The organism is Streptomyces sp. NPDC001700 (assembly GCF_053596435.1).
The window spans coordinates 215385-229041 of the sequence record NZ_JBSFGE010000001.1; the positions used below are offsets into that span (position 1 = coordinate 215385).

The window sequence follows — 13657 nt, forward strand, 5'->3', positions numbered from 1 at the left end:
CCGTCAGGTGAACAGCGCCCGGCCCCACCAGTCGTCCGCGTCCCGGACGCCCGGCGGGATGGCGAACAGCGCCGAACCCACGTGCTGGATGTACTCGTTGAGCGCGTCCTCGCGCGCCAGCCGCCGCTGCAGCGGTACGAAGCCCTCGCGTACGTCGTGCTGGTACGCGAGGAAGAACAGCCCCGCGTCCAGCCGCCCCAGACCGTCCGTACCGTCGGTGAAGGAGTAGCCGCGGCGCAGGATGCGGACGCCGCCGTTGGAGTCGGGGTGGGCGAGGCGGACGTGCGCGTCGGGCAGCATCGCCTTCAGGTTGGGCGTATCGCGCTCGTGCTGCTTGCCGTACGGCGCGCCCTCGCCCTTGTCGCGCCCGAACACGTCCTCCTGCTCCTTGAGCGAGGTGCGGTCCCACGTCTCGATGTGCATGCGGATGCGGCGTGCCACCAGGTACGAGCCCCCGGCCAGCCACGCCGGGCCCGCCTGCTCGCTCACCCACACATGCTTCGTGAGGGCGGCGGCGTCGGTGCCGGGAATGTTCCGGGTGCCGTCCTTGAAACCCATCATGTTGCGCGGCGTCTGCGCGTCCGGGGTGGTCGAGGACGTCTTGCCGAAGCCCAGCTGCGACCAGCGGACCGCGACCTTGCCCATGCCGATGCGGGCCAGGTTGCGGATCGCGTGCACGGCCACCTGCGGGTCGTCGGCGCACGCCTGGACGCACAGATCGCCGCCGCCGCGCGCCGCGTCGAGGTCGTCGCCGGGGAAGGCGGGCAGGTCGATCAGCGCCTCGGGGCGGCGCTTCGCGATGCCGAACCGGTCCTTCCCCTTCCGGTCCTCGAAGAGGGAGGGCCCGATGCCGAAGGTGAGGGTGAGCCGGGAGGGCTTGAGCCCCAGCGCCTCGCCGGTGTCGTCCGGCGGCGCCTCGACGAGGTCGCTGACCGCGCCGCCGCCGACCGCGTGCCCCCGCGTCATCCGGGCCGCCGCCCGCGTCCACTCCTTGAGCAGATCGATCAGCTCGGCGCGGTCGTCGGTGGTGACGTCGAACGCCGCGAAGTGCAGCCGGTCCTGGACGGCGGTGGCGATGCCCGCCTGGTGGGGCCCGTGGAAGGGCACGGCGCCGCCGCTGTCCTCCACGGGTGGGGTGTCGTTGCCGCTCAGCGCGGCCGCTGTGCCGCCCGCGGCCGCGGCGCCGAGCGCGAGCCCGGCGCCGCCCCAGCCGAGGAGGGCGCGGCGCGAGGGGGAGGCGTCGCTCATGAACCGGCCCTCACTTCGAGACGACGGCGGCGGCGAGCTTGGACAGCGGCTCGGCCAGCGCGTTGACCCCGTCCGACAGCTCCTTGCGCTTCGTCTCCGAGACGGTGTCGTACGAGACGAAGCCATCGCCCTCGCGGTACGCGTCCAGCAGCTTCTCCACCGCGGCGAACTGCTTGTCCAGCTCCTTGGCCAGCGCCGGGTCGTTCGACGCGGCCACGGGCTTGAGCAGCTTGTACGAGGTCTCGGCGCCCTCGACGTTGGCCTCGAAGTCCACCAGGTCGGTGTGGCTGTAGCGCTCCTCCTCGCCGGTGACCTTGCCGGTCTGCACCTCGTCCAGCAGCTCCTTGGCGCCGTTCGCCATGCCGGTCGGGGTGATCTCGGCGGTGCCGACCCGCTTCTGCCAGTCCTTGAGGTCCGTGATCAGCTGGTCGGCGAGGTCATGGTCGGCCTTGGTGATCTTCTTCGTCTGCCACAGCGACTTCTCCAGCCGGTGCCAGCCGGTCCACTTCTGCCCCTTCTCCAGCCCGTCCGCGCGGACGTCGACCTTCGGGTCGATGTCACCGAACGACTCGGCGACCGGCTCGGTGCGCTCCCAGCCGACGCGGGAGGGCGCGTACGCCTTCTTGGCGGCCGCCAGATCGTCCTTCGTGACCGCGTCGGCGAACGCCTGGGCCTTCGGCAGCGTCTCGTCGGCCTGCGCCTGTGCGTACGCGCGGTACTCGGCCACCGCCTTGTCCAGCTTCGGATTCCGCTTGGCCGCCGCGCCCTTGCCGGTCGCGGACACCTTCTGGCGGATGCCGTAGCCCTTCATCCCGGGCTTGCAGGCGATCTCGTACGAACCGGTCTTCACCTCGGCGTTGACCACGGCCTTGGTGCCCGGCCCGATGTTCTCCCGCTCGGTGACGATCCGGTCGCCGGGGGCGTAGACGTAGACCTCGGTGACCTTGGAGCCCTTGTTCTCCACGGCGAGCTTCACATGCCCGGCCGGGAACGACGTTTTCGAGACCTTGCACGCGCTGTCCGACGCCGTGACCTGGACGGCGTCGGAGCCCTTGGCATCGGACTTCTCGGCGCAGCCTGCGACGGCGGTGAGGGTCGTCAGCGCCGATATGGCGGCGACGACGGAGGTGCGGGCGGCTCGCATGCGGGCTCCAGACGCGGTTCAGGAAGTAAGGCGGAAGTAAGGCGGGCCTAACTTAACTGAGCCGTGCCTGTGTATCGTCTGGGTAAGTCCAAGGGACTGCTTACGCATGGCAAATTCTCAGCCAAGTGGCTGGTATGCGTTATGGGGCCGTTATGCGCGGGTGTTGTCGTCCCGGCGCGGCAACACGATCCGTTCCCCGGTGCGGGGGTGCGGGACCACCTCCACGGGCTGCCGGTAGACGCGGGACAGCAGGGCGGCGTCGAACACCTCCTCCGGCGGTCCGTCCGCCGCGATCCGGCCCTCGTGCAGGACCGCGGCGCGGTCCGCGTGGGCGGCGGCCAGCGACAGGTCGTGCAGCACCACGACCACCGCGTCGCCCGCGGCGGCCCGGTCCCGGCAGACGTTCAGGACCAGCTCCTGGTGGCGCAGATCGAGGGCGGCGGTCGGCTCGTCGAGCAGCAGCAGCGGGGTGCGCTGGGCGAGGATCCGGGCGAACGCGACCCGGGCCCGCTCGCCGCCGGAGAGCGCGAGGAACGGCCGTTCGGCGAACTCCGCCACCTCCACCCGGGCCATCGCGCCCGCCACCGCCTCCTCGTCCTCGCCCTCGGCGGCGGTGCCCGCCCACGGCGCTCGGCCCATCGCCACGACCTCCCGGACCGTGAAGGGAAAGGCGAGGGTGGGGTCCTGGGGGAGCACGGCGCGGCGCAGCGCCAGTTCGGCGGGCGCCCACGCGGTGACCGGGCGGCCGTCGACGCGGACCGTGCCGGAGGCGGCGGGCAGATCGGCCGCGAGGGCTGCGAGCAGCGTGGATTTGCCCGCGCCATTGGGCCCTACGAGCGCCAGCACCTCCCCGGCCCGGACGGTCAGGTCGGTCTCGGTGAGCACCGTACGGGCGCCCAGCCGCACCGTCAGCGCCTCGGCCCCCGCGACGGCCGCGCCCGGGGCGACGGGGGCGGGCGCGAGACGGTTGCCGCGCCGGGCGAACAGCCGCTGCGGGAGTCCGCTCATGCCCCTGGTCATGCCCAACCCCCTTGGCGGCGGCGGGTCCTGCGCAGCAGCCAGAAGAAGAACGGGCTGCCGACGAGCGCCGTCAGCACCCCGAGCGGCAGCTCGGCGGGCTGGGCGATCGTACGGGCCGCGAGGTCGGCCGCGACCAGCACCAGCGCCCCGCCGAGCGCGCTGCCGGGGACGAGGAAGCGGTGCCCGGGACCGGCCGCCATCCGCAGCACATGCGGCACCAGGAGGCCGACGAAGGTGATGACGCCCGCGACGGCGACCGCGGCGGCCGTCAGCAGCGCGACGACGAGGATCAGCGCGAGGCGCAACCGTTCGACGTCCACCCCGAGGTGGCGGGCCGGGCGCTCGCCCAGCGCGAGCAGGTCCAGCTTGCGGCCGTACAGCGGCGCCACGACCAGACCCGCGAGCGCGCACGGCAGCACGGCCAGCACCTTCGGCCAGGTGGCCTGGGCGAGCGAGCCGAGCTGCCAGAAGGTGATCTCGGTGATCTGGGCGTTGTCGGCGAAGAAGATGGCCAGTCCGATGAGCGCGCCCGCGAAGGCGTTGACCGCGATGCCGGTGAGGATGAGCGTGACCACCTCCGTACGGCCGTCCGCCCGCGACAGCGCGTAGACGACGAGGACGGTGAGCAGTCCGGCGCAGAACGCGCACACGGTCACCGTCCAGGTGCCGAGGAAGTTCAGCCCGAGCGCGATGGAGCCGACCGCGCCGACGGCGGCGCCCATGGAGATGCCGATGACGCCCGGTTCGGCGAGGGGATTGCCGAACAGCCCCTGCGTCAGCGCGCCCGCGCACCCCAGCGACGCCCCGACCAGCAGGGCGAGGACGACGCGCGGCAGCCGCACGTTCCACAGCACGCTCTCGCCCACCCGGTCCAGCGCGGCGCCGCCCAGACCGGCGCGGTGGAGCAGCGAGTCGAGCAGCGGGCGCAGCGGGATCTCGTACGCGCCGATGGACGCCGAGAGCAGGGCGAGGACCGCGAGGGCGACGGCGAGGGCGGCGGTGAGGAGCGTGGCGCGGCGGGTCACTGCTGTCCGGCGCGGTGGATCTGCTGAACGAGGGAGTCCAGCACCTGGTCGGTGCGGGGGCCGTAGTTGAGCAGCACGCCGTCGTTGACCGTGACGATACGGCGGTCCATCCCGGCCGGGGTCTCGGCGACGCCGGGCACCTTCAGCAGCCCGTCGACCCCGCCGACCGAATCCAGCCCCTTGGTCATGACGAGGATCGCGTCGGGTGCCGCCTTCGCGAGGGCTTCGCTGGTGAGCGGGGTGAAATCCTTCGTCAGCCCGGACTCCTTGCCCGCGTCGACCGCTCCGGCGGCTTCGAGGAGCGAACTCGCGCCGGAGTCGCGGCCGCCGAGGAGATAGACGGAGGCGGAGCCGCGCAGATAGAGGAAGGCGACGCGGGGCCGTTTGTTCGCGGTTGGGCTCTTCTCGCGTACGGCCTCGATGCGCTGCTGAGTGCGCTCGCGCAGCTCCGTACCGGCTTCGCGGACGCCGAGCGCGGCGGCCACCGCGTCGATCCGGGGGCCGATGTCGGACAGGTCCTTCGGCGGGTCGAGCACGATGAGCGGAATCCCGGCGTCCCGTATCTGGTCCAGGGCCTCGTCCGGGCCCGTGGAGGTGTCCGCGAGGACGACGCTGGGGCGCAGGGAGAGCACGCTCTCGGCCGAGACGTCATGGGCGCGGGTGACCATGGGCAGCTTCGCCGCCTGGTCGAAGGTGGCGGTGATGTCGCGGGCGACGACGTTCCGGCCGAGGCCGAGGGTGAAGACGATCTCGGAGAGCGAGCCGGTGAGGGGCACGATCCGGTCGGCCGAACGCACCGTCACCCGGCGGCCGTCGGCGGATCGGACGGTGGCGGGGAGGCGGGGTGCGGGCTTGGTGCGCAGGGGTTCGACGCGGTCCGGGGCGGCGGCTGTGCGTTTCGGTGTGGTGGTGCCGTTGTCGCTTCCGCCGCAGCCGGTGAGCGCGAGCAGGGCGATGAGGACGAGCAGCACCTGAGGCGGTTTGCGCGGCGGTCTGCGTCTGTGGAGTAACGCCCTGGCTGCCGACTGCGGTTGATCCACTTTCCAGCCCTTCCGCGCTAGCGCTGTTCCGACCCGACGGCGAATACCTTAGGTTAGCCTTACCTCGCTTCACCAGATGTCGGAGGGGCTTCTGATGCCGTCGTGGAGACCGGTCCATGCGTCCGCCGTGTTATGCGTATCCGTCCTGCTCACCCTCGGCCTCGCCCCGCTGAGCGGTTCCACCGCGCACGCGGCGGACCGTGAGGTCGCGGGCGGGCGCCTGGACTGGGGCATCAAGTCCTCGTTCCAGAGCTATGTCACCGGGCCCATCGCCCACGGGAGCTGGAGCCTGCGCGACGGCAGCGCGACCGTCGGCGACAGCCAGTTCCGCTTTCATTCCGCCACCGGCTCGTACGACCCGGCCGACGGCGCCTTCGAGGCGGGGTTCTCGGGCGGGGTGCGCTTCCTCGGCCACCGTAAGCCGGACGGTTCGTACCAACTGGACCTCACCATCAGCCGCCCCACCGTCCGGATCGGCGCCGGAAGCGGCAGCGGGACTCTGTACGCCGACATGACCAGCAAGGCGAAGGACTCCGGCAAGACCACCAGCGCCCGTCAGGTGCCGCTGGCCACGCTCGACCTCGGCGGGATCACCATGCGGGGCGGCGGGCCCACGGTGGCGCTCAACCGGCTCCCGGCGAAGCTCACTTCCGAGGGCGCGAAGGCGTTCGCGGGGTACTACGCGGCGGGGGCGGAGCTGGACCCGGTCAGCCTGTCGGCGGACGCGGCCGCCGGGGCGCCCAGCGCCAGCCCGAGCGCGAGCGCGAGTGCGAGCGCGAGTGCGAGTGTCAGTCCTGGCGCTGCTGAAACGGCCCGCCCCCGGGGAACGTTCACGACAGCGGCCGTCGACTGGGGCGTGCGCCGCACCTTCCGCGAGTACGTCACCGGGCCGGTCGCCAAGGGGGAGTGGCGGCTGTCGCAGGGCGCCCAGGACGGTGGCGCGCTCTTCCGCTTCCCGCGCGGGAAGGGCACGTACGACGAGCGCCGGGGCACCCTCCGCGCCGCCTTCGACGGCCAACTCCGCTTCCGGGGCAAGGGGCTCGACCTCGCGCTCAGCGGAGTGACCGTACGGATCGCGGACGGGCGCGGGACGCTGGCGGCCGATGTGACCGAGCGGGGTAGGGCTCGGCGGGACGTCCCACTGGCCACCTTCGCCGTCGCCACTCGGCTGCTGCGCCCCGAGAACGGCCTGATCGCCGTGAACGACGCTCCTGCGAAGCTCACCGCGCGCGGCGCCGAGGCGTTCGGCGGGCTCTACCGGGCGGGCACGGCCATGGACCCGGTGTCGCTCGCCGTCCCCGTCGACGCCAAGGCGTCGCTTCCGCCGCTGCCTGACCTGGGCAGCGCCCCGACCACCGCTGCCGCCGCCGCGCCGAAGCCGTCCGCTGAGACGGCCGCGCGACGTAGCGGTGGTGGAGGCTCTTCCTCGCTGCCGCTGATGGGCGGCGTGGTGGGCGGCGCGCTCGCCGTGGCCGCCTTCGTCCTGCTGCGCCGCCGCCGTACGGCTGACGCCGCACGCCGCTGAACCCCATTCAACGCCGCCCCCCATTACGTGCCGGGCGGCGCCATAGCCAAGGAGGCACCCGGACCATGACCGTCACCCCGTCCGCACCCCGCAGACGCACTCCGCGCACTCCGCGCGCCCTGCTCGCGCTCGCCACGGCCGTCGCCGCCAGTGCGGCCCTCGGGGCCACCGTGGCGGCGCTGCCCGCGCACGCCGCCCCGGCAGCGGCCCAGGCCCCGGGGCTGGAGCTGAAGGACGGCACCCTGGAGTGGGGCGCGAAGGAGGGGTTCCGTAAGTATGTGACGGGCCCGATAGCCCACGGCACGATCGAGGTCGCGGACGGTGCCCAACAGGCCCCAGACAACGGCCCGTTCACCTTCACCGACGGCACGGGGACGTACGACACCTCGACCCACGCCGTCGCCACCACCTTCAAGGGCAGCGTCCGCTTCACCGGCCACGGCGGCGCCCTCGACCTCACCCTCGGCGACCTCAAGGTGAGCACGGAGGGCACCTCGGGCGAGATCACCGCCGATGTCACCGTGCCCGGCAAGACCAGCGACGACGTCGCCCTCGCCACCCTCGACCTGTCCAAGGTGACACCGGGGAGCGGCGAGGGCGGCCGGATGACCTTCGCGGACATCCCGACGAAGCTGACCGCCGACGGCGCCAAGGCCTTCAACGACATGTACGAGGAGGGCATGGCGCTCGACCCCGCGACGCTGGCCGTGACCCCGGCCAGCCCGTCCCAGCCGACCCCGACCCCGACGCCGACCCCCACTCCCACGGACACCCCGACCGCGACGACGCAGCCCCCGTCGCCCACCCCGCCCCCGACCCCCAGCCGCACCCCCTCCACCCCGGCCTCCGGCACCCCCACCGCCGCACCCGGGATCGTGGACGGCACCCTCGACTGGGGCGTGAAGAAGTCCTTCCGCGACTACGTCACCGGCCCGATCGCCAAGGGCGAGATCACCCTCTCCGACGGCGCGACCGACCAGGGCGCCGCCGGCTACCGCTTCCCAGGCGCCCAAGGCGCGTACGACGCCGAAGGGCCCTCCCTGGACGCCGGGTTCGACGGCGCGGTCCGCTTCACCGGCCACGAAGGCTCCCTGGACCTGAAGTTCAGCGACCTGAGCCTTGAGGTCGACGGCGCCAAGGGCGCGCTGGTGGCCGACGTATCGGCCAAGGACCGGGAGACGGGCAAGGTCACCAACAGCGATGACGTCCGGGTCGCCGACCTCACCCCGGGCTCCCTCGCCCCCAAGGACGGCGTCCTCACCCTCACCAAGGTCCCGGCCACCCTGACCACCGACGGCGCCAAGGCCTTCGGCGGCTTCTACGCGGCGGGCGACGCCCTGGACCCGGTAACCGCCGCGATCTCCCTGGACGAGGACGCCGCCCTCCCCACCAACACCCCCACCGACAACTCATCCACCAACGCCCCCTCCACCGGCGGCAGCACAACCGGCGGAGGCACCACAACAGGCGGCACCACAACCGGCGGCACAGCCTCCCTGGCCACCACCGGCACGAACACCCCCGCCCCCAAACTCCTGGGAGCAGCCGCCGCCCTGGCCACCCTGGGCACAGCAACAGTCCTAGCCACCACCCGCCGCCGCGCCTCCAAGTAACACCCCGGCCCCGCGCCCACCGATCCCCTCCCACCGGCGGGCGCGGGCCCCCGCCCAGCCTGAGACAGCCCGGCGGTTAGGCTCGTGTATGGCCCAACAGCTTTTGCGCGGGCCGATTGCGAGACATCACCACCGACGATGCGGATACCGACAATGGCCCCTGACCATAAGGGGTTCGGCCGTAGGCTGCTCCGGCGCTTGTTCGCCACAAAGCTCCGAGGATGTGCGACCCTGCTGGTGGGGATACCGGCACCGTGTGGGATGGGGCGTCACCGGAGCCTGAGGAAGCTGAATAAGCTCGCACCGTCTGGGCCGGGAGGAACCCGGCCCAGACGCGCTGCTCGACATGCTCAGGCGCTGAGGGGGAAGCGGCGGCCCAGGTCGCTGAGGATCGCGGTGTTGAGGCCGTAGGCGTGCTTGCACTCGTCTACTACGCGCTGCTTCTCCAGATCGTCCAGCGGCAGGGCGTCCAGCAGGGCGCGGTAGTCGCGCTTGAAAGAGGCAGGGTTGGGGATCGACTCGAAGACGTAGAACCGCACTCCGTCGCCCTTGCGGTCGAAGCCCCACGTCTTCTCGGCCATCCCGCGGACGATCTGGCCGCCGGAGAGGTCGCCGAGGTAGCGGGTGTAGTGGTGGGCGACCAGCCCGGCGGGCCAGTCCCGGGCGCACTCCGTTATTCGCTCCGCGTACTCCGCCGTGGCGGGCAGCGGCCGCAGGCCGGAGCGCCACTCGGGGCCGCCGAGGTGGGCCAGGTCGCGCTCCAGCTCCGCGGTGCGGGCCAGGTCGAGCCGTACGAACGGACCCGCGACCGGGTCCTCCGCGAGGCGCTCGGGGACCGTCTCCAGGGCCCGGTAGACGAACCAGAGCTGCTCGGTGTACTGCCGGTAGGCATCCACGCCGAGCCGCCCGCCGAGCAGGTCGCCCATGAAGGCCGACCCGGCGACCTGGGTGTGCTGCTCGTGCGAGGCGGCGCGGAGGAGCGCGGAGAAGGGCGTGGGCGTGGCGTCCAAGACGGCCTCCGGGGTAGGTTAGGGTGACCTAACTTCACCCTTTCCCGACGGCCTGTCGGCAAAACCTCTGGGGCAGGCCTTACTCAGGGGATGACTCAGGGGAGCGTCAGGATCTCCGCTCCGGTGTCCGTCACCACCAGTGTGTGCTCGAACTGAGCCGTCCGCTTGCGGTCCTTGGTGACGACCGTCCAGCCGTCCTCCCACATGTCGTACTCGTACGTCCCGAGCGTCAGCATCGGCTCGATCGTGAACGTCATGCCCGGCTTGATCTCGGTCGTGTGGTGCGGGCTGTCGTAGTGCGGCACGATCAGGCCGGAGTGGAACGACGTATTGACGCCGTGGCCGGTGAAGTCGCGGACGACGCCGTAGCCGAAGCGCTTGGCGTACGACTCGATGACCCGGCCGATGATGTTGATCTTCCGGCCCGGCTTGACGGCCTTGATGGCGCGGGTGAGGGACTCCCGCGTCCGCTCCACCAGCAGCCGCGACTCCTCGTCCACGTCGCCGCACAGGTAGGTGGCGTTGTTGTCGCCGTGCACGCCGTGGATGAAGGCGGTGACGTCGAGGTTCACGATGTCGCCGTCCTGGAGGACGGTGGTGTCCGGGATCCCGTGGCAGATGACCTCGTTGACCGAGGAGCACAGCGACTTCGGGAAGCCGCGGTAGCCGAGGGTGGACGGATACGCGCCGTGGTCGCACATGTACTCGTGCGCGACCCGGTCCAGCTCATCCGTCGTGACCCCCGGCGCGATGAGCTTCGCGGCCTCCTCCATCGCCCGCGCGGCGATCCGCCCCGCGATCCGCATCCGCTCGATCGTTTCGGTGTCCTGCACCTCGGGCCCCTCGTACGGCGCGGGACCCTCCTTCCCGACGTACTCGGGCCGCGGGATCGAGGCGGGGACGGGGCGGGTGGGGGAGAGCTTCCCCGGAACAAGGAGTGACTGGCCAGACATATCAGCGAGTGTATCGGCGCCGGATCGGGCACCATGGCCGCGAGGAAGACCGCGGCGTGAGGTGCGGCGTGACGTATCGAGACGGAGGCCGGGATGGCGCTGTTCAGGAAGGGTCCCGCCGGAAAGCCGGGCGAGTGGTACTACTGCGTCAAGCATCACAAGGTCGAAGAGGGCCCGGAGTGCCGGGCGGCGGACCGCCTGGGCCCGTACGGGACCCCGGAGGAGGCCGCCCGCGCCCTGGAGACGGCGCAGGAGCGGAACGCCGAGTGGCAGAACGACCCCCGCTGGCAGGACGACGCCCCGGGACCGGGCGGCGGTGCCTCGCGGGACGGCACCGCCTAGGCGGTCACAGGGGCCGGGGTCACAGGGGCCGGGTTCACGGGTTACGGGTCACGGGTCACGGCAGGATCTCGACGTAGCCGTCGGTTCCGTGCACGCGGATCCGCTGCCCGTCCCGGATCCGCCGGGTGGCCTGATCCACGCCCACGACGGCGGGCAAGCCGTACTCCCGGGCGATCACCGCGCCATGCGTCATCTGGCCGCCCACCTCCGTCACCAGGCCCGTGATGCCGACGAACAGGGGCGACCAGCTGGGGTCCGTGTAGGTCGTGACCAGGATGTCGCCCGCCTCGAGATCGGCGTCCGCCATGTCGAGGATGACGCGGGCCCTCCCCTCGACGGTCCCGGCGGAAACCGGGAGGCCGACCAGGGCACCGGACGGCACGTCGTCGCGCCGGTACGCCCCCGTGACGGCCTCGCCGTCCGAGGTGAGCACCCGGGGCGGGGTGAGCGCCTGGTACGACCGGAACGCGTCCTTGCGCTGCTGGATGAGCTGGTCGTCCACCCGCTGCGAGCGCACGACGTCGTGGAGTTCCTGGAACGTGAGGTAGAAGGCGTCCTCCCGCTCAGGAAGCACATCGGCCCGCACGAGGCGTTCGGCCTCCGCCAGCAGGGCCCGCTTGTAGACGAAGTAGCGGCTGACGATGCCGTACTTCGGGTACTCCCGGTACCCGATGAAGGCCCTGACCTGGTCGATCATCCGCTTGGCCGCGTCGGCTTTCCGGTCCCCGTCCGGCAAGTCCCGCAAGCGTGACAGTACGTCCTGTTCCTTCTGCTGGGCCTTCTGCCGCCCCTGCTCGAAGCGTCGCTCGGCGGCGCCCGGCTCGAAGTTCCTGACGTTGTCGAGGATCACGGGCACGAGCGTGGTGGGGCGCTCGCGCCACCGTGGCCTCGTGATGTCGATCTCGCCGACGCAGCGCATGCCGTACCGGTCGAGGTAGGTCTCGATGGCGTCGCGCGCTTCCGTCCCGCCCGCGAGCTTCGCCAGCTCGTCCAGGAAGCGCTCGTCCTCGATGCCCTGGATGGCTTCGAGGAACGCCACCACCTCCGGATGCGGGCGGATCACATCCGCGACGTCGAGCAGCGCCAGTCCCATCTCCGACGTGACGTTGTCGGGGGCGGACAGCGTGAGCGTGTCAGCCGCGTTCTTCTCGCTCAGCCACTCCTGAAGCTGGTCGTTGAGCCACCACGTGGCCTCCATCCCCGCCATGATCGCCTGGAAGTTCAGCGGATCACCGAGGACGCGCTTGTGCTCCTCGAAGGCATCCAGCAGGAAGTCGAACAGCTCCGGTCCGGTCTTCGTCCGGATGTCGCGCTCCAGGGCGGCGACGGACGCCTCGCTGCGCTCGATCAGCTCGGTGACGATGGCCGGATCGGCCTCGACGGGCGCGACCCCGGCACGAGTCGGCGGCCCGCCGGGAGGGGCGTCCGGGAGCGACGGGACGAAATCGTCGCGGTCGAGGACGGTCTCCAGCGCGTCCCTGACCAGCGGATCGCCTCGTCCCATGAGGTCCAGGAGAGCGGCCCGGCTCGCGGGCGCGGCCAGCCGCGGGGTGACGTCGACGAACAGCCTCCCGGCGGCCTCGTGCATCGGCACCATGGCCGTCAGCTGCCACATGGAGAGCCCCAGGGGCTTCATGGCGTCGGTCATCATCTGCTGATGACCGACGGAGACGTAGACGTGATTCTCCTGGTCGCCGGTCTCGGGGATGCCGCTCTCGGGGATGGGGAACAGCGTCGTGATCGGTCGGCTCTGAACGATCTGGAAGCCGTCATCGACCAGGCACCATTCGATGTCCTGCGGGCGGCCGAAGTGCGCTTCGATCCGCCGCCCGAGCTGTACGAGCCGTACGACCTGTGCGTCCGTCAGCGTCGGCTGCTCCTGCCGCCGCGCGTCGACCGCCACTGTCCGCGTGCCGCCGGTCGGCAGGGCGTGAACGGCACGCTCTTTGGCGGCGATCGCCTTGGCGACGACTTCACCGTCCCGCACCGTGAACACGTCCGGGTTCACCAGGCCGGAGACCAGGGCCTCACCGAGGCCGAAACCGGCGTCCACGGTGGCGACCTTCCGGTTGCCCGTGACGGGGTCGGCCGTGAACAGGATGCCGGACGCGTGCGGGAAGACCATCCGCTGCACGACCACGGCCATGTGGACCGTACGGTGATCGATGCCGTTCCGCTGGCGGTACGTCACGGCCCGCTCGGTGAACAGCGAGGCCCAGCACCGGCTGACGTGCTGGAGGACCGCCGTCGGCCCCACGACGTTCAGGTACGTGTCCTGCTGACCGGCGAAGGAGGCCGTCGGCAGATCCTCCGCCGTCGCGCTGGACCGGACCGCGTAGGCGGCCTGCTCGCCGAGCCGGGCGAGCGCGCCGGTGATCGCCGCCGCGAGGTCGCCCGGGATGGCGATCTCTTCGATCGTCCGGCGGATTTGCGCGCTGAGCGTGCGGATCGCCTCCCGGTCGTCCGGGTTCACGCGCGACAACTGATCGAGCCGATCGCCGATCGACGGCGCTTCCGCCACGATCCGCCGGAAGGCGTCCGTCGTCACGCAGAAGCCGGTCGGCACGTGGATGCCGTCGATCCGCGACAGCCCGCCCAGGTGCGCGCCCTTGCCGCCGACGACGGCGACCCGCGTCTCGTCGACCTCGTGAAGATCCCACACGTACTGCACGCAGTGTCCCCCTATTTCCGCAGGTTGTGGCTTCGGCCGACGATTCTGCGCCTTGCCCGGGGCCTT

The 13657-nt window shown here is 71.7% G+C and carries 11 protein-coding genes; 3 read left to right on the top strand and 8 right to left on the bottom strand.

The genetic code is table 11. The annotated features are described in order from the left end of the window. Positions 1-3 precede the first annotated feature (3 nt). The 5 genes from efeB to ACWC5C_RS01070 all read right to left on the bottom strand — a co-directional run bounded on the left by efeB (position 4) and on the right by ACWC5C_RS01070 (position 5408). Positions 4-1248, bottom strand: coding sequence for an iron uptake transporter deferrochelatase/peroxidase subunit (efeB, locus tag ACWC5C_RS01050; protein WP_450872505.1), 1245 nt, complete (start codon positions 1246-1248; stop codon positions 4-6). 10 nt (positions 1249-1258) lie between these two features. Next, positions 1259-2392: an iron uptake system protein EfeO gene (efeO, locus tag ACWC5C_RS01055; RefSeq protein ID WP_450872507.1), complete on the bottom strand. Its 1134-nt coding sequence runs from the start codon at positions 2390-2392 to the stop codon at positions 1259-1261. A 150-nt stretch (positions 2393-2542) separates the two neighbouring features. Next, positions 2543-3412, bottom strand: coding sequence for a heme ABC transporter ATP-binding protein (locus ACWC5C_RS01060; RefSeq protein WP_450872509.1), 870 nt, complete (start codon positions 3410-3412; stop codon positions 2543-2545). Further along, on the bottom strand, positions 3409-4437 hold the full coding sequence (locus ACWC5C_RS01065) for a FecCD family ABC transporter permease (RefSeq protein WP_450872511.1): 1029 nt from the start codon (positions 4435-4437) through the stop codon (positions 3409-3411). Before ACWC5C_RS01065 ends, ACWC5C_RS01060 begins: the two co-directional genes overlap by 4 nt. Beyond that, entirely contained in the window at positions 4434-5408 is a 975-nt protein-coding gene (locus ACWC5C_RS01070) for a heme/hemin ABC transporter substrate-binding protein (protein ID WP_450872513.1), read from the bottom strand. Before ACWC5C_RS01070 ends, ACWC5C_RS01065 begins: the two co-directional genes overlap by 4 nt. Positions 5409-5571: 163 nt before the next feature. Here ACWC5C_RS01070 and ACWC5C_RS01075 point away from each other — a divergent pair, with 163 nt between their 5' ends. Together ACWC5C_RS01075 and ACWC5C_RS01080 are read left to right on the top strand one after the other, a co-directional pair. Continuing rightward, complete coding sequence (locus ACWC5C_RS01075) at positions 5572-7002, top strand: HtaA domain-containing protein (RefSeq protein WP_450872515.1); 1431 nt, start codon at positions 5572-5574, stop codon at positions 7000-7002. A gap of 65 nt (positions 7003-7067) precedes the next feature. After that, positions 7068-8615 carry an HtaA domain-containing protein gene (locus ACWC5C_RS01080; protein ID WP_450872517.1) on the top strand — a complete coding sequence of 516 codons (1548 nt, stop codon included), beginning with the start codon at positions 7068-7070 and terminating at the stop codon, positions 8613-8615. A 350-nt stretch (positions 8616-8965) separates the two neighbouring features. Here the strand turns inward: ACWC5C_RS01080 and ACWC5C_RS01085 are convergent, their stop codons facing one another. Continuing rightward, positions 8966-9625 carry a biliverdin-producing heme oxygenase gene (locus tag ACWC5C_RS01085; protein WP_450872519.1) on the bottom strand — a complete coding sequence of 220 codons (660 nt, stop codon included), beginning with the start codon at positions 9623-9625 and terminating at the stop codon, positions 8966-8968. A 95-nt stretch (positions 9626-9720) separates the two neighbouring features. Further along, the gene (gene map, locus ACWC5C_RS01090) at positions 9721-10578 is read right to left on the bottom strand and encodes a type I methionyl aminopeptidase (RefSeq protein ID WP_450872521.1); all 858 of its coding nucleotides are present in this window, start codon (positions 10576-10578) and stop codon (positions 9721-9723) included. 93 nt (positions 10579-10671) lie between these two features. On the opposite strand from map, the gene ACWC5C_RS01095 reads away from it, so the two are divergent. After that, the gene (locus ACWC5C_RS01095) at positions 10672-10920 is read left to right on the top strand and encodes a hypothetical protein (RefSeq protein ID WP_385438400.1); all 249 of its coding nucleotides are present in this window, start codon (positions 10672-10674) and stop codon (positions 10918-10920) included. A gap of 55 nt (positions 10921-10975) precedes the next feature. Here ACWC5C_RS01095 and rph read toward each other — a convergent pair whose 3' ends face one another. Further along, the gene (rph, locus tag ACWC5C_RS01100) at positions 10976-13591 is read right to left on the bottom strand and encodes a rifamycin-inactivating phosphotransferase (protein WP_450872523.1); all 2616 of its coding nucleotides are present in this window, start codon (positions 13589-13591) and stop codon (positions 10976-10978) included. Between the last annotated feature and the right edge of the window lie 66 nt (positions 13592-13657).